This window comes from Flavobacterium cheongpyeongense, from assembly GCF_003202435.1.
Lineage (GTDB): Bacteria > Bacteroidota > Bacteroidia > Flavobacteriales > Flavobacteriaceae > Flavobacterium > Flavobacterium cheongpyeongense.
The window spans coordinates 1-17,409 of sequence record NZ_QJHK01000034.1 but is presented as its reverse complement, the minus strand read 5'-3'; the positions used below and the strand labels follow the sequence as shown (position 1 = coordinate 17,409).

Below are 17,409 nucleotides of genomic sequence, written 5' to 3'. Positions count from 1 at the left end.
AATTTCCCCCTTCAGATGAAGAGGGAATTGATAAGAATTAATAAATATACTCTTCTTTATTTGCCATCATTTCATTGTAATCATCTTTAGAACCTACGATTGTATTATCGTATTCTCTCATACCAGTTCCCGCAGGAATTCTGTGTCCAACAATTACATTTTCTTTCAATCCTTCAAGATCATCAACTTTACCTGCTACTGCAGCTTCGTTAAGCACTTTTGTTGTTTCCTGGAATGAAGCAGCAGAAATGAATGATTTAGTTTGTAACGAAGCTCTTGTTATACCTTGAAGAACTGGCGTTGCAGTTGCTGTAATTACGTCTCTGGCTACTACAAGATTCTTATCATTTCGTTTCAATAATGAATTTTCATCACGTAATTCACGAGGAGTGATAATCTGACCTGGTTTCAACACAGAAGAATCTCCGGCATCTTCAACTACTTTCATACCATATAGTTTATCGTTTTGAACGATGAAATCTTTAGTATGAATTAATTGATCTTCTAAGAATAAAGTATCTCCAGGATCCTGAACCCTTACTTTACGCATCATTTGACGGATAACTACCTCAAAGTGTTTGTCATTAATTTTTACCCCTTGTAAACGGTAAACCTCCTGAATTTCATTCACCAAATACTGTTGAACAGCAGCCGGCCCCTGAATTCTTAAAATATCATCCGGAGTTATTGCACCATCAGATAATGGAACACCCGCTCTTACAAAGTCATTTTCCTGAACCAAAATCTGACTTGATAGTTTCACAAGATATTTTCTAACATCTCCAAATTTAGATTCGATAACAATCTCACGGTTACCTCTTTTGATTTTTCCAAAAGAAACAACTCCGTCAATCTCAGAAACTACAGCTGGGTTAGAAGGATTACGAGCTTCTAACAGCTCTGTAATTCTTGGAAGACCTCCTGTAATATCTCCAGACTTAGAAGAACGACGTGGAATTTTAACTAATACTTTACCAGCTTTAATTTTCTCCCCGTTTTCAACCATAAGGTGTGCTCCAACCGGTAAGTTATAAGAACGGATTAATTCTCCTTCTTTACCATAAACCAATAAAGTCGGAATTAATTTTTTATTTCTGGCCTCAGAAATTACTTTTTCCTGGAAACCTGTCTGCTCATCGATTTCAACCATGAATGTTTGTCCCTGCTCTAAATCTTCGTAAGCAATCTTACCTGTAAATTCAGAAACAATTACACCATTATATGGATCCCACTTACAGATCACAGTTCCTTTAGCAACAGTTTCCCCGTCATTAACAAAGATACTTGAACCGTAAGGAATATTGTGCGTATTTAAAACGATTCCGGTTTTTTCGTCAACTAATTTCAATTCAGTAGAACGCGAAACCACGATATCAACAGAATTTCCTTCGCTGTCTTCTCCTTTTACTGTTTTTAAGTCTTCTATTTCAAGTCTACCATTGAATCTTGTAACAATACTAGATTCTTCAGAAATACCTCCTGCAACCCCTCCAACGTGGAAAGTACGAAGTGTCAGCTGTGTACCCGGCTCACCAATAGACTGAGCAGCAATAACTCCGACAGCTTCCCCTCTCTGCGTCATTTTTCCGGTAGCTAAGTTTCTACCATAACATTTAGCACAAATACCTTTTGTAGCTTCACAAGTTAATGGTGATCTCACTTCTACTCTTTCGACCGGAGAAGCTTCAATAGTTCTCATAATTGACTCTGTAATCTGCTCACCTGAGTGAACCATTACTTCGTTTGTAAGCGGATTAATTACATCCTGCAATGCAACACGTCCTAAAATTCTTTCTCCTAATGACTCAACGATTTCTTCATTTTTCTTCAAAGCAGATACTTCAACACCTCTTAAAGTTCCACAATCCTCGATATTAACGATAACATCCTGAGAAACATCATGAAGCCTTCTTGTTAAGTAACCAGCATCGGCCGTTTTAAGAGCCGTATCCGCAAGACCTTTACGAGCACCGTGAGTAGAAATGAAGTACTCAAGGATCGAAAGACCTTCCTTAAAGTTAGAAAGAATTGGGTTTTCAATAATCTCACCACCACCGGCTGTAGATTTTTTAGGCTTAGCCATCAAACCACGCATACCTGTTAACTGACGAATCTGCTCCTTAGAACCCCTCGCCCCAGAGTCAAGCATCATGTATACAGAGTTGAAACCTTGCTGGTCTTCTCTAATATTTTTCATTGCTAATTCTGTTAACTGCGCATTTGCAGAAGTCCATACGTCAATAACCTGGTTGTAACGCTCGTTATTTGTGATAAGACCCATGTTATAGTTGGTTGAGATACCTTCAACTTGTTCTCTGGCATCTGCAATCAATTTAGTTTTTTGTTCTGGAATTCTAATATCACCTAAAGAGAATGACAAACCTCCTCTAAACGCAAATTTATACCCCATGTCTTTCATATTATCCAAGAAAGCTGCCGTTGTAGGTACATCAGTCACACTTAAAATGTGTCCGATAATGTCTCTAAGGTTTTTCTTAGTCAATACGTCATTTATATATCCGGCTGCTTCAGGTACTACTTCGTTAAATAATACACGTCCTGCAGTTGTCTGGATAATTTTATACACTAATTCTCCGTTCTCATTAAAATCTTTTGCTCGAATTTTCACACGGGCATTCAGCTCTAATCTTCCTTCGTTTAATGCAATATTAACTTCTTCAGCAGAATAAAAAGTCAAATCCTGACCTAAAATTTTGTGGTCTTCTGTAGAAATACGCTCTTTGGTCATATAATACAGACCCAAAACCATGTCCTGAGATGGTACTGTAATAGGTGCACCATTTGCAGGGTTCAAGATATTGTGAGAAGCTAACATCAGTAATTGAGCCTCTAAAATAGCTTCTGGTCCTAATGGTAAGTGAACCGCCATCTGGTCACCATCAAAATCGGCGTTGAATGCCGTACATACCAATGGGTGCAACTGGATCGCTTTTCCTTCAATTAATTTTGGCTGGAATGCCTGAATACCAAGTCTGTGCAAAGTAGGAGCACGGTTAAGTAATACCGGGTGACCTTTAATTACATTTTCAAGGATATCCCAAACTACTGGCTCTTTTTTGTCAATAATTTTCTTAGCAGATTTTACTGTTTTTACAATACCTCTTTCAATCAATTTACGGATAACAAAAGGTTTATATAACTCAGATGCCATATCTTTTGGCAATCCACATTCGAATAATTTTAACTCAGGACCAACGACGATTACCGAACGAGCAGAATAATCCACACGTTTTCCAAGTAAGTTTTGACGGAAACGTCCTTGCTTACCTTTTAAGGAATCAGATAATGATTTTAATGGTCTGTTAGATTCTGTTTTAACAGCAGAAGCTTTACGTGTGTTATCGAATAATGAATCTACAGATTCTTGTAACATACGCTTCTCGTTTCTTAAGATAACTTCAGGAGCTTTAATCTCCATTAATCTTTTCAAACGGTTATTACGGATGATTACACGACGATATAAATCGTTCAAATCTGAAGTTGCAAAACGACCTCCATCAAGTGGTACAAGCGGACGTAATTCTGGCGGAATAACAGGAACCACTTTCATAATCATCCACTCAGGACGATTTTCACGGTTTAAATTAGACTCACGGAAAGACTCAACAACTTGTAATCTCTTAAGAGCTTCAGTTTTACGTTGTTTAGATGTTTCGTTGTTAGCACTGTGTCTTAATTCATAAGATAAAGCATCTAAGTCTATACGAGCTAATAAATCCATAATACATTCTGCTCCCATTTTGGCAACAAATTTATTAGGATCCATGTCATCTAAATATTGATTTTCCTGTGGAAGAGTATCTAAAATATTTAAATATTCTTCTTCCGTTAAGAAATCAAGTCTTTGTAAAGATTCTCCATCTGCATTTTTAGCAATACCAGCCTGAATTACTACGTATCTTTCGTAGTAAATGATCATATCTAATTTCTTAGATGGAAGACCAAGGATATAACCAATTTTGTTTGGAAGAGAACGGAAATACCAGATGTGAGCAATTGGCACAACAAGGTTGATGTGTCCTACTCTGTCACGACGTACTTTTTTCTCCGTAACTTCAACACCACAACGGTCACAGATGATACCTTTGTAACGAATTCTTTTATATTTACCACAAGCACATTCAAAATCCTTAACAGGTCCGAAGATTCTTTCACAGAAAAGTCCGTCACGTTCTGGTTTGTGCGTTCTGTAGTTGATTGTTTCAGGTTTCAAAACCTCTCCTCGTGATTCTTTAAGGATAGATTCTGGTGAAGCCAATCCGATAGAGATTTTATTAAATCTTTTTACCTGATTTTTATCTTTATTATTGTTTCTATTATTCATCATAGTTTTTACTATTGATTTATTTGCATTAAAAATTGATTTTAGATTTATAATCTACTCTTTAAAAGAAAAGAGTTAATCATTCAGCTACTACCTCGGGTTACTTCTCTAAACCTCAAATCTAATTTGAAGCGCTAGTTATATTGTATATAAAAAATCGGAACGGGTTACGGGTATAAATCTTTAAAAACTTATTCTAATTAAACAGTTCATGTCCCAGATTCAGTGATAAGCTGAAAACTGGGACTGTAACTGAAAACTTTTTTATTCTTCCAAACGAAGATCTAATCCCAGACCTTTCAATTCGTGCATTAATACATTGAATGATTCTGGCAAACCTGGTTCCGGCATAGTTTCTCCCTTAACGATAGCTTCGTAAGTTTTAGCTCTACCAATAACATCATCCGATTTAACCGTTAAGATTTCACGTAAAGTACTAGAAGCACCATATGCTTCAAGTGCCCAAACCTCCATCTCTCCAAAACGCTGACCTCCAAACTGAGCTTTACCTCCAAGTGGCTGCTGCGTAATCAATGAGTATGGTCCGATAGAACGTGCGTGCATCTTATCATCAACCATGTGTCCTAATTTAAGCATGTAAATTACACCCACAGTAGCTTTTTGTGCAAAACGCTCACCAGTACCTCCGTCGTAAAGGTATGTATGCCCGAAACGCGGTACTCCAGCCTCATCAGTTAATTCATTAATTTGATCTAGAGAAGCACCGTCAAAAATTGGAGTAGCAAATTTTCTACCCAGATTCATACCAGCCCATCCAAGAACAGTTTCATAGATCTGACCAATGTTCATACGTGAAGGTACCCCAAGTGGATTCAATACGATATCTACTGGTGTTCCATCTTCAAGGAAAGGCATATCTTCATGACGAACAATTCTAGCAACAATACCTTTATTACCGTGACGTCCCGCCATTTTATCACCAACTTTTAACTTACGTTTTTTAGCGATATAGATTTTAGCCAATTTCAAGATACCGGATGGTAATTCATCTCCAACTGTAATCGTGAATTTCTCTCTTCTTAAAGCTCCTTGTAAGTCGTTCAGCTTGATTTTATAGTTATGAATCAAATCATTAACCATTTTATTCGTAGCATCATCAGCAACCCACTGACCTTTACTTAAGTGAGCAAAATCCTCTACTGCATAAAGCATTTTTTGAGTATATTTTTTACCTTTTGGTAAAACTTCTTCACCCAAATCATTCATTACACCCTGAGATGTTTTTCCGTTCACGATCAGGAATAATTTCTCAACCAATCTGTCTTTTAATTCAACAAATTTAGTTTCGAACTCCATTTCTAAAGCGCCTAGAGCATCTTTATCCTGAGTACGTTTACGTTTATCTTTTACGGCTCTTGCAAATAATTTTTTATCAAGAACTACACCGTGTAAAGATGGAGAAGCTTTTAATGAAGCATCTTTTACATCACCTGCTTTATCCCCAAAGATTGCACGAAGCAATTTCTCCTCTGGAGTAGGATCTGATTCCCCTTTTGGTGTAATTTTTCCGATCAAAATGTCGCCAGGTTTAACCTCTGCTCCAATTCTGATCATACCGTTTTCATCTAAATCTTTAGTAGCTTCTTCAGAAACGTTAGGAATATCGTTTGTTAACTCTTCGTTTCCTAACTTAGTATCTCTAACCTCTAATGAATAATCATCAACGTGGATAGAGGTAAAAATATCATCACGAACTACTTTTTCAGAAATTACAATCGCATCCTCGAAGTTATATCCTTTCCATGGCATGAACGCAACTTTTAAGTTTCTACCTAAAGCTAATTCTCCATTTTGAGTAGCATATCCTTCTGATAATACTTGTCCAGGAATAACTCTGTCACCTTTTCTTACGATTGGTTTCAGGTTAATACTTGTTCCCTGATTGGTTTTTCTAAATTTAATCAGATTGTATGTTTTCTCATCAGCATCAAAACTAACCATTCTTTCGTCTTCTGTACGATCGTATTTAATAGTAATGATATTAGCATCAACATATTCAACAGTTCCATGCCCTTCAGCATTGATTAATACTCTTGAATCTGAAGCTACCTGACGCTCTAAACCTGTACCAACAATCGGAGCTTCAGGGCGAATCAAAGGAACAGCCTGACGCATCATGTTCGATCCCATCAACGCACGGTTCGCATCATCATGCTCCAAGAAAGGAATCAAAGATGCAGAAATCGAAGCAATCTGGTTAGGTGCAACGTCTGTATAATGTACTGCAGAAGGTTCAACAACCGGAAAGTCACCTTCCTCACGAGCAATAACATTACTTGCCGTAATTTTACCAGTAGAATCCATTTCAATGTTTGCCTGAGCAATCATTTTTCCTTCTTCTTCTTCAGCACTTAAATAAATAGGTGTGCTTTCTAAATCAACTACACCGTCAGTTACTTTACGATAAGGAGTTTCGATGAAACCCATTCCGTTAACTTTTGCATAAACACCAAGAGATGAAATCAAACCAATGTTTGGTCCCTCAGGAGTTTCGATCGGACATAAACGACCATAGTGTGTATAGTGAACGTCACGAACCTCGAAACCAGCTCTCTCTCTAGAAAGTCCACCTGGTCCAAGTGCAGATAATCTTCTTTTGTGTGTAATCTCAGCCAATGGATTCGTTTGATCCATAAATTGGGATAACTGGTTAGTTCCAAAGAAAGAGTTGATAACTGATGATAATGTTTTAGCATTAATCAGATCAATTGGTGTAAACACCTCGTTATCTCTAACGTTCATACGCTCTCTAATAGTTCTAGCCATACGCGCTAAACCTACACCGAATTGTTGAGACAATTGTTCTCCAACTGTTCTGACACGACGGTTTGATAAGTGATCAATATCATCAATCTCAGCTTTAGAGTTGATCAATTCGATCAAATATTTTACTATTGTAATAATATCTTCTTTGGTAAGCACTTGCTTATCCATCGGGATATCTAAATTCAATTTTTTGTTCATTCTGTAACGACCTACTTCACCTAAGTTGTAACGTTGGTCAGAGAAGAATAATTTATCTATAATACCACGAGCAGTTTCCTCATCAGGTGGTTCAGCGTTACGCAACTGACGGTAAATATGCTCTACAGCTTCTTTTTCAGAGTTAGTTGGATCTTTCTGTAACGTATTATGGATAATAGCATAATCTGCCTGGTTATTATCCTCTTTGTGTAACAAAATAGATTTAACGTTAGAATCAATAATCTCTTCAACATTATCTTTATCGATAATAGTATCACGATCAAGGATGATTTCATTACGTTCTATGGACACTACTTCTCCAGTATCTTCATCAACAAAATCCTCATGCCATGTATTCAATACACGTGCAGCGAGTCTTCTTCCAATATATTTTTTGATACCGGTTTTAGAAACTTTAATTTCTTCAGCAAGGTCAAAAATTTCAAGGATATCCTTATCTCTCTCGAATCCAATTGCACGGAATAAAGTTGTAACAGGTAATTTTTTCTTTCTATCGATATAAGCATACATAACGCTATTGATATCTGTAGAAAATTCTATCCAGGAACCTTTAAAAGGAATTACTCTGGCAGAATAAAGTTTAGTTCCGTTTGCGTGGAATGACTGTCCAAAGAAGACCCCAGGAGAACGGTGCAATTGAGATACTACTACACGCTCAGCACCATTGATTACAAAAGTACCACTTGGAGTCATATAAGGAATTGTACCTAAATAAACGTCTTGTACAATAGTTTCAAAATCTTCGTGTTCTGGATCTGTACAATATAGTTTCAACCTGGCTTTTAAAGGCACACTATAAGTAAGACCTCTCTCTATACATTCTTGAATGGTATAACGTGGCGGATCTACAAAATAATCAAGGAACTCCAATACAAAATTGTTTCTTGTATCTGTAATTGGAAAGTTTTCCATGAAGGTATTGTACAACCCTTCGTCGCCTCTTTCGTCAGATTTCGTTTCTAATTGAAAGAAATCTTTAAACGATTTTACCTGCACATCCAGAAAATCCGGATATTGAGGTATATTTTTAGTAGAGGCAAAATTCAATCTTTCAGTCTGATTTGTTATCATCAATGAACAAAATTTTGATTAAAAAAAAGTAGTTTTTTGTGTAAAACACATTGTTTAATTTATACTTTCTTTTTAAAATCAATACATCTTTAAAATAAACCCAAAAATTTAGTTTAATTTTTTTCTTCGTATTGATCAAAAACTCTTTCGTATTTTAAACTATTTGATAATAAAATTTTATATATTTTATTATACGAAAAATGGTTTAGGCCATTGAGCTTATGACTCAAGACCTAAACCTAGTTTTAAAACTGAGTTAAATTATTTAAGCTCAACTACAGCTCCAGCTTCTTCTAATGATTTTTTAAGACCTTCAGCCTCCTCTTTAGAAACACCTTCTTTAACGTTTGATGGAGCACCGTCAACTACATCTTTAGCTTCTTTAAGTCCTAAACCTGTAAGTTCTTTAACTAATTTTACAACTGCTAATTTAGAAGCTCCTGCTTCTTTCAATACAACTGTAAATTCAGTTTGTGCTTCAACAGCATCACCTTCTCCACCACCAGCAGCAACTACTACAGCTGCAGCAGCAGGCTCGATACCATACTCATCTTTTAATATTGTTGCTAATTCGTTAACTTCTTTAACTGTTAAGTTAACTAATTGTTCTGCGAATTGTTTCAAATCTGCCATTTTTTCTATCGTTTAAAATGATTTGTAAAATTATATTTTGTTTATTGTGCGCTATTTAAGCTGCAAGAAAAATAAATTCCTTACAATAATTATTATGCTTCAGTTTCTTCTTCGCTACCTGCGAATTTATTTTGTAAAGCAGAAATAATTCTTTGAGCTGGTGATTGCAATAATCCAATAAGTTCTCCAAGAAGTTCTTCTTTAGATTTGATAGTTGCTAATACCTCTAATTGATCATCACCAATATAAATTTCAGAATTAATATAAGCACCTTTTAATACAGGCTTAGCTGATTTTTTTCTAAAATCTTTAATTATTTTCCCAGGTGCATTTGCAACATCCGAAATAAATATAGCACTATTACCACTCAAAACTGAAGGTAAATCACCATAGTCATTAGATGAAGCTTCCATTGCTTTTGCAAGCAAAGTATTTTTTACAACCTCTAATTTTATACCTGCTTTAAAGCAAGCTCTTCTCAAGCTTGAAGTAGTTTCTGCATTTAATCCAGAAATATCAGAAATATATATGATATTTGAACCAGCTAACTGTGCAGTTAAATCTTCAATCGCGATTGATTTTTCTTCTCTAGTCATACTAAAAATTATTAACTACCAATTATACTGCTTTTGGATCCAATGCAATAGCAGGACTCATAGTGCTTGTAAGGTGAATACCCTTAATATAGGTACCTTTAGCAGCAGTTGGCTTAAGTTTGATTAATGTTTGAATAATTTCGTGTGCATTGTCATAAATTTGCTCAGCTCCAAAAGAAACTTTACCAATTCCTGCGTGTACGATACCAGTTTTATCAACTTTAAAGTCAATTTTACCAGCTTTAACCTCTTGAACAGCTTTTGCAACATCCATAGTCACAGTACCTGTTTTAGGGTTTGGCATTAAACCTCTAGGTCCTAAAATACGACCTAATGGACCTAATTTCCCCATAACAGCCGGCATAGTGATGATAACATCAACATCTGTCCAACCATCTTTAATTTTTTGTAAGTAATCATCAAGACCTACATAATCAGCTCCCGCTTCTTTCGCTTCTGCTTCTTTATCTGGAGTAACTAATGCTAATACTTTAACGTCTTTACCTGTACCATGAGGTAATGTAACTACACCTCTAACCATTTGATTCGCTTTTCTTGGATCAACACCCAAACGAACTGCGATATCAACAGACTCATCAAATTTTGCAGAAGCTATAACTTTAATCAATGCAGCTGCATCTTTTAAAGTATATAGTTTGTTCTTTTCAATTTTTGAAGCAGCCTCTTTTTGCTTTTTTGTCAATTTTGCCATTTCTTTCTCTTAATTAAAAAGGAGCATCTCCTGATACAGTTATACCCATAGATCTTGCAGTTCCAGCAATCATACTCATTGCAGATTCGATTGTGAATGCATTTAAATCTACCATTTTATCTTCAGCAATTGCTTTGATAACATCCCAAGTAACGCTAGCTACTTTTTTACGATTTGGTTCACCTGATCCAGACTTTAGCTTTGCTGCTTCCATTAACTGTACTGCAGCTGGAGGAGTCTTAACAACAAAATCGAATGATTTGTCTTTGTACACAGTGATTTGCACTGGACAAATTTTGCCAGGTTTATCCTGAGTTCTAGCATTAAATTGCTTACAAAACTCCATGATATTAACCCCAGCAGCTCCTAAAGCAGGTCCAACCGGTGGCGACGGATTCGCAGCACCTCCCTTAACTTGTAGTTTAACTACCTTACTAATTTCTTTAGCCATTTTTTAAAAAATTTAACACCATAATCATTTGGAAGCGATTACGGTGGATATTATAGATGTAACAAAAAATTATACTTTTTCAACTTGCATAAAACTTAATTCTAATGGAGTTTTTCTTCCAAAAATCTTAACCATAACCTCAAGTTTACGCTTTTCTTCATTAATTTTTTCAACTGTACCATTAAATCCGTTAAAAGGACCATCAATCACTTTTACAGTTTCTCCTAAGTTGAAAGGAATAGCACGAGTATCTGTATTTACAGCCAACTCATCTACCTTACCTAACATTCTATTTACCTCGGAAAGCCTCAAAGGAACAGGCTCACCGCCTTTGATCTCACCTAAAAATCCAATTACACTGGTAATAGACTTAATAATATGTGGTATCTCACCAACTAAATTGGCTTCGATCATAACGTACCCAGGAAAATAAACTTTATCCTTAGACATTTTTTTTCCTTCTTTTACAGTAACTACTTTTTCTGTAGGCACTAAAACTTGGGAAACATAATCACCCATACCTAATCTGGCAATTTCCGTTTCGATGTAAGCTTTGACTTTATTCTCTTGTCCGCTTACAGCCCTAACTACATACCATTTTTTCACATTATTATCTGCCATCACAAAAAATTTATCCTTTTAACCAGTTAAAAAATCCAGCCAAAGCTTTTGCAAAAAATTCGTCTGTTCCCCATGTTGCCAAAGCAAACAGTATCGAAAATACAGCCACAACAATTGTCAATTTCTGAACCTCAGCCCAAGAAGGCCAGGTTACATTTGACTTTAATTCTTCGAAAGCCTCTGATAAATAATTAATAACTTTTGTCATTTGATCTATTTTTTATTGCACGGGCGGAGGGATTCGAACCCCCATCAACGGTTTTGGAGACCGCTATTCTACCCTTGAACTACGCCCGTAATTAAAAGCCAGTGATCTCAGTTAAGAAAATCAACTGGCTTTTTTTATAATATTTATAGGATTACCCTATGATTTCAGTCACCTGACCTGCTCCTACTGTTCTACCGCCCTCACGGATAGCAAAACGTAAGCCTACGCTCATTGCGATTGGGCTTAATAAAGAAACATTGATAGTCAAGTTATCTCCTGGCATTACCATCTCTACTCCTTCTGGCAAAGTAATAACTCCTGTTACGTCAGTTGTACGTACGTAGAACTGTGGACGGTAGTTATTATGGAATGGAGTATGACGTCCACCTTCTTCTTTTTTCAAGATATAAACCTCTGCTTTGAAAGTAGCGTGTGGTTTTACTGATCCTGGCTTAATGATAACCATTCCTCTTTTGATAGATTCTTTATCAATACCTCTTAATAATAAACCTACGTTATCTCCAGCTTCACCTCTGTCAAGGATTTTACGAAACATCTCAACCCCTGTAATAGTAGAAGTTAATTTATCAGCTCCCATACCAATGATTTCAACTGGATCCCCTGTATTAGCAATACCTGTTTCGATACGACCTGTAGCAACAGTTCCACGACCTGTAATTGTAAATACGTCCTCAACTGGCATCAAGAATGGTTTAGCAACATCACGTACTGGCTCTTCGATCCAAGCATCAACCGCCTCCATTAATTCAATAATTTTAGGAACCCAAGCAGGATCATTATTCAATCCACCTAAAGCAGAACCCTGAACAACAGGACCATTATCTCCATCATATTCATAGAAAGACAACAAATCTCTAATTTCCATTTCAACAAGCTCTAACAACTCAGCATCATCAACCATATCCACTTTGTTCATGAAAACAACGATTCTTGGAATACCAACCTGACGTCCTAAAAGGATATGCTCACGAGTTTGTGGCATTGGACCATCTGTAGCAGCAACTACTAAGATAGCACCGTCCATTTGAGCAGCACCAGTAACCATGTTCTTTACGTAATCCGCGTGACCTGGACAGTCAACGTGAGCGTAGTGACGGTTAGCTGTTTCATACTCTACGTGCGATGTATTAATAGTAATACCTCTTTCTTTCTCCTCTGGAGCGTTATCGATTTGATCAAACGATTTTGCTTGACAGTAACCTGCATCAGACAATACTTTTGTAATTGCAGCAGTTAATGTAGTTTTTCCGTGATCCACGTGTCCAATTGTACCTATGTTTAAGTGCGGTTTGGAACGATTAAAATTCTCCTTTGCCATTTTACTTAATTTTTAATCTTAGTTATATATTAATTCAATTTCCTACTTACTTGAGCCAACTACGGGAATTGAACCCGTGACCTCTTCCTTACCAAGGAAGCACTCTACCCCTGAGCTAAGTCGGCAGAGAGTCATGATTTTAGATTTCAGATTTTTCAAAATCCAAAACTTAGAATCTGAAATCCTAACTTCTTTTTTTTTGTGGGGAGAGCAGGATTCGAACCTGCGAAGTTCACACAGCAGATTTACAGTCTGCCCTCGTTGGCCGCTTGAGTATCTCCCCTAATTTTTTAAAACTCCAATATCTTAAAGAACCCGTTTCAAAATCGTATTTGAAACCTTTTTTTGAGCCGATAGAGGGACTCGAACCCACGACCTGCTGATTACAAATCAGCTGCTCTAGCCAGCTGAGCTACATCGGCGAATGCAATAAAAAAGTCCGCTATTTCTAACGGACTGCAAATGTAGCTATTTTATCTTTGTATCAAAACATTTTTTGAAAAAAATTTCAATTAAATGTGCGCTCTTATTTTTTCTTTCCTTTTTACCAATAAACGCTCTAACGATTCAGCCGAAAGTTCTATAGCTTCCTCAAAAGTTTTACACTGTTTTTTTACCAAAAAATCATCTCCAGGAACATTAATCTTAATCTCTACCGTCTTATTCTCTTTATCACTTGTTCTCTCAACTTTTAAAAAAACATCTGACGAAACAACACGATCGTAGTATTTTTCCAATTTATCCATTCTTTCCTGAATAAAATCGACCAACTTTCTGTCAACAGTGAAGTTAACCGCATGAACATCTACCTTCATAATATAAATTTTAGGGTTTAACATTTCAGAATTACTATTTGTTTCTTGGATGCGCATCAATATACACTTTCTTAAGCTCTGCTAAACTATTATGAGTATAAACCTGTGTAGATGCCAAACTCGAATGCCCTAATAACTCCTTAACTGAATTTAAATCTGCCCCATTATTCAGCAAGTGGGTCGCAAAAGTATGCCTAAGCACATGAGGACTCTTCTTTACCTTTTCAGAGACTCTACTAAAGTATGAATTTATTAAACGATACACAAACGATTCACTCAATTTTAACCCTTTTTTTGAAATAAAAAAATACCCCGCATCAACTATTTTCTCAAGAGATGTCCTTTCTTTCAAGTACACATTGAATTGCCTTATAACAATCGGCAAAACCGGAATAATACGTTCTTTGTTTCTTTTACCCAAAACCTTAATCACCCCAGAAGACAAATCAACATTATGAATCATCAAACCAATCAACTCAGCCCTTCTTAATCCAGTTGTATAAAACAAATCTACAATTAACTTATCCCGTACCTCTTCAAAACCAACCGGATCACCCACTTCCTGCATCAAATCTGCCACTTCTTTTTCCGAAAATGGAATCTGCACCATTTTTGGCGTTTTCAATGCCTTATGCTTCAACATCGGACTCACCTCTATTTGTTTTGTTTTTAAAAGAAATTTGTAGTATGCTTTTAACGAAGCCATCTTTCTGTTTACAGAGACATTTGAAATATTTCCGTCTACCAAAGAAACAATCCAGCTTCTAACCTGACTATAATTTACCTTATCAATATCCTCCTGTTCAAAATGAGCCATATTGAATACCTCAAAAAATGTGATATCATCTAAATAAGCATTAACAGTATGAAGAGAATACTTTTTCTCCAACTGAAGGTAATCACGAAAAGCTTCTTTATTTGTTTTCATTTTAGACCATTTATTATACACAAAAACCAAACTTCATTAAAAACATCTCAACTTTCATTATAAAAAATTTCATAATTAAGCATAAAAAAACCGTTAGTATCAAAGTTATTACATTTTGACAACTAACGGTAATTATTTTTAAAAGCTATATACTAACTCTCTAAACTATCTCTCAAGTTTTGAATGTAAGCCGCTTTTTGAATTTGAGCTCTTTTGATAACAGAAGGCTTAATAAAAGCAGTACGTGCTCTTAGTTGACGAACAGTTCCTGTTTTATCAAATTTTCTTTTATAGCGCTTTAATGCTCTATCGATATTTTCTCCGTCTTTAATTGGTATAATTAACATAATATTGACACCTCCTCTCGTTAAGGGTGCAAAAGTAATATTTAATTATGAATTATGAATGATAAATGATAAAAAAAAATAAAAAAATACACCTTATAGATAATAGAGATCCTTTATTCTTTCAATAAATTTCTAGAAATAACCAATTTTTGAATTTCAGTTGTTCCTTCTCCAATAGTGCATAGTTTGGAATCCCTGTAAAATTTTTCAACAGGATAATCTTTAGTATATCCATATCCGCCGTGAATCTGAACTGCCTCGTTAGCTATCTTAACGCATACTTCAGAAGCATACATTTTTGCCATAGCTCCTAATTTCGTAACAGGTTTGTGCTGTTGTTTTAAGAAAGCAGCTTTATGCAATAACAATTCTGAAGCTTCGATTTCTGTAGCCATATCTGCTAACTTGAATGAAATTCCCTGAAAGTTGCTTATTGGCTGACCAAACTGATGTCTCTCTTTTGAATATTTAAGAGCAGCTTCATATGCTCCTTTTGCTATTCCGAGTGACAGGGCTCCAATCGAAATTCTTCCGCCATCCAATATTTTCATTGCCTGAACAAACCCTTGTCCAACTTCACCTAATCGGTTAGCATCAGGTACACGACAATTATCAAAAACTAATTCGGCGGTTTCACTTGCACGCATTCCTAATTTATTTTCTTTCTTTCCAGATGTAAATCCCTGCATTCCTTTTTCGAACACAAAAGCCGTCATTGCTTTAGAATCTCCTTTTTCACCTGTACGAACAACAACAACAGCAATATCTCCTGAAATCGCATGCGTTATAAAATTTTTGGCACCGTTTACAATCCAATAATCACCATCTTTAACTGCGGTAGTATTCATACCGCCAGCATCTGAACCCGTATTATGTTCTGTTAATCCCCAAGCACCAATATGTTCAGCGGTAGCTAATTGAGGCAACCATTTTTTCTTTTGCTCTTCATTCCCAAAAGTCAAAATATGATTCGTACATAAAGAATTATGTGCTGCAACTGACAAACCTATAGATGGATCCACTTTTGAGATTTCCTCTACAATAGTAATATATTCATGATATCCCAAACCAGAGCCACCATATTCTTCAGGAACCAAAACCCCCATAAAGCCCATTTCTCCTAATTTTTTAAACAACTGAACGGGAAAAATTTGTGTTTCATCCCACTGCATTATATAAGGTCTTATATTTTTTTCAGCAAAATCTTTTATAGATTGAGCAATCATAGATTGCGTTTCATTGTAATCAAAATTCATTGTAATCTGTTTTTAGAACTCCAAATATAAACCAATTATATTTGCTTTTTCAACAGGAAAGTCTTTAATTTTTGATAAATCCTCAATATTTTGAATATTCCCCTTCATACTTCTAAAAGTTATAATTTGTTTTGCCAATGCGTATCTGAAATACGGGAATTGTGTCAACTCCTTTAAAGATGCATTATTTATGTGTATTTTTTTAATTTTTGGAAATTCTGTAACTTTAAAATGCTTTTTTAATTCGATAATAACCTCTGGAGAAAGTCCCCAGACATCATTCATTTGATCCATTGAGACAAATACTTCAAAACTTTCTTTTTGTTTTAAAATGCGTAATGATAATGCTTCACCAATCCCGTGAACTTTCATTAAGTCTTCCTGGCTTGCCTGGTTAATATCCAGAACTGTTATTTTTTCTTTTTTAGAAAATGAGATCGGGACATATTCTTGCTTATAGTTTTTAAAAGATTTTTTGTTCTGTACCCAATTCGGGAATTTAAAGTACGGTGAAATTGCATTCAATAAGGAATCCGAAATTTTTGTTACTTCCTGAAATTCTTCAGCAGTATTAACATACTTATTTTGCTTCCTGTAAGCCAGCAATCTATCAATTTCCTGAATGGACATCCCAAGTTTATATCCTTTATAATCTGAAATAAAATTTGGATTAAAAAGATAGATTTTGGGTTTGTTTTTATTTTGAATTGTTTTTAAGGAGTCAACTTCTGATTGCAAAGACAGCCATTCTGCTTTTTCCGGAGAGATTTTTTCAGTTTGGCTGAAATCTGAAAAAAAATAAAACACCTGCAGTGCCATAATGACTATAAACAGAAGAAAAATACCTTTACGCTGTTGACTAGTAAACTTAAAATAAAGGGCTATGTTTCGAAAGTTCATTTTGAAAATTTAAAATACGCAATAAAAATAATAATTTTATTAAGAAAATACATCTTTTAAAATCATTGTTGTCCGATAAATAATTTCGTTTTGTTAAATATTGTATATTTTTAGATACTTAACGAGGTTCTATCTTGCTTTAGCTTGTTTTTTAGTATTGTCATTAGAATTCAATAAATGG

General features: G+C 35.5%; 14 protein-coding genes and 4 tRNA genes. All 18 read right to left on the bottom strand.

Features of this window, described 5'->3' with window-relative positions; all coding sequences use genetic code 11:
- Nucleotides 1-37: 37 nt before the first annotated feature.
- The gene (gene rpoC, locus DMB65_RS21470) at nucleotides 38-4,348 is read right to left on the bottom strand and encodes a DNA-directed RNA polymerase subunit beta' (protein WP_110308672.1); all 4,311 of its coding nucleotides are present in this window, start codon (nucleotides 4,346-4,348) and stop codon (nucleotides 38-40) included.
- 261 nt (nucleotides 4,349-4,609) lie between these two features.
- Nucleotides 4,610-8,422, bottom strand: a complete 3,813-nt coding sequence (gene rpoB, locus DMB65_RS21465) for a DNA-directed RNA polymerase subunit beta (RefSeq protein ID WP_110308671.1) — start codon at nucleotides 8,420-8,422, stop codon at nucleotides 4,610-4,612.
- 261 nt (nucleotides 8,423-8,683) lie between these two features.
- On the bottom strand, nucleotides 8,684-9,055 hold the full coding sequence (gene rplL / locus DMB65_RS21460) for a 50S ribosomal protein L7/L12 (RefSeq protein ID WP_110308670.1): 372 nt from the start codon (nucleotides 9,053-9,055) through the stop codon (nucleotides 8,684-8,686).
- A gap of 92 nt (nucleotides 9,056-9,147) precedes the next feature.
- Nucleotides 9,148-9,651: a 50S ribosomal protein L10 gene (rplJ, locus tag DMB65_RS21455; RefSeq protein ID WP_110308669.1), complete on the bottom strand. Its 504-nt coding sequence runs from the start codon at nucleotides 9,649-9,651 to the stop codon at nucleotides 9,148-9,150.
- Between the two features lie 22 nt (nucleotides 9,652-9,673).
- On the bottom strand, nucleotides 9,674-10,363 hold the full coding sequence (gene rplA, locus DMB65_RS21450) for a 50S ribosomal protein L1 (RefSeq protein ID WP_089053851.1): 690 nt from the start codon (nucleotides 10,361-10,363) through the stop codon (nucleotides 9,674-9,676).
- 13 nt (nucleotides 10,364-10,376) lie between these two features.
- Nucleotides 10,377-10,814: a 50S ribosomal protein L11 gene (gene rplK, locus DMB65_RS21445; RefSeq protein ID WP_110308668.1), complete on the bottom strand. Its 438-nt coding sequence runs from the start codon at nucleotides 10,812-10,814 to the stop codon at nucleotides 10,377-10,379.
- Between the two features lie 69 nt (nucleotides 10,815-10,883).
- Nucleotides 10,884-11,435, bottom strand: coding sequence for a transcription termination/antitermination protein NusG (nusG, locus tag DMB65_RS21440; protein ID WP_029273444.1), 552 nt, complete (start codon nucleotides 11,433-11,435; stop codon nucleotides 10,884-10,886).
- A 10-nt stretch (nucleotides 11,436-11,445) separates the two neighbouring features.
- Nucleotides 11,446-11,643, bottom strand: coding sequence for a preprotein translocase subunit SecE (gene secE / locus DMB65_RS21435; RefSeq protein WP_110308667.1), 198 nt, complete (start codon nucleotides 11,641-11,643; stop codon nucleotides 11,446-11,448).
- 18 nt (nucleotides 11,644-11,661) lie between these two features.
- Nucleotides 11,662-11,732 (bottom strand) — tRNA-Trp (locus DMB65_RS21430).
- A 62-nt stretch (nucleotides 11,733-11,794) separates the two neighbouring features.
- Nucleotides 11,795-12,982 carry an elongation factor Tu gene (gene tuf / locus DMB65_RS21425; RefSeq protein WP_110308666.1) on the bottom strand — a complete coding sequence of 396 codons (1,188 nt, stop codon included), beginning with the start codon at nucleotides 12,980-12,982 and terminating at the stop codon, nucleotides 11,795-11,797.
- Nucleotides 12,983-13,035: 53 nt separating this feature from the next.
- A tRNA-Thr gene (locus DMB65_RS21420) sits at nucleotides 13,036-13,107 on the bottom strand.
- Nucleotides 13,108-13,184: 77 nt separating this feature from the next.
- A tRNA-Tyr gene (locus DMB65_RS21415) sits at nucleotides 13,185-13,265 on the bottom strand.
- A gap of 65 nt (nucleotides 13,266-13,330) precedes the next feature.
- A tRNA-Thr gene (locus tag DMB65_RS21410) sits at nucleotides 13,331-13,404 on the bottom strand.
- A 90-nt stretch (nucleotides 13,405-13,494) separates the two neighbouring features.
- On the bottom strand, nucleotides 13,495-13,797 hold the full coding sequence (gene hpf / locus DMB65_RS21405; RefSeq protein ID WP_110308683.1) for a ribosome hibernation-promoting factor, HPF/YfiA family: 303 nt from the start codon (nucleotides 13,795-13,797) through the stop codon (nucleotides 13,495-13,497).
- A 34-nt stretch (nucleotides 13,798-13,831) separates the two neighbouring features.
- A complete protein-coding gene (locus tag DMB65_RS21400) occupies nucleotides 13,832-14,725 on the bottom strand; it encodes a tyrosine-type recombinase/integrase (protein ID WP_110308665.1) in 894 nt (297 codons plus the stop codon).
- Nucleotides 14,726-14,877: 152 nt separating this feature from the next.
- Complete coding sequence (gene rpsU, locus DMB65_RS21395) at nucleotides 14,878-15,072, bottom strand: 30S ribosomal protein S21 (protein WP_035684969.1); 195 nt, start codon at nucleotides 15,070-15,072, stop codon at nucleotides 14,878-14,880.
- A 113-nt stretch (nucleotides 15,073-15,185) separates the two neighbouring features.
- Nucleotides 15,186-16,328, bottom strand: coding sequence for an acyl-CoA dehydrogenase family protein (locus DMB65_RS21390; protein ID WP_110308664.1), 1,143 nt, complete (start codon nucleotides 16,326-16,328; stop codon nucleotides 15,186-15,188).
- A 12-nt stretch (nucleotides 16,329-16,340) separates the two neighbouring features.
- Nucleotides 16,341-17,228 carry a ComEA family DNA-binding protein gene (locus tag DMB65_RS21385; RefSeq protein ID WP_110308663.1) on the bottom strand — a complete coding sequence of 296 codons (888 nt, stop codon included), beginning with the start codon at nucleotides 17,226-17,228 and terminating at the stop codon, nucleotides 16,341-16,343.
- Between the last annotated feature and the right edge of the window lie 181 nt (nucleotides 17,229-17,409).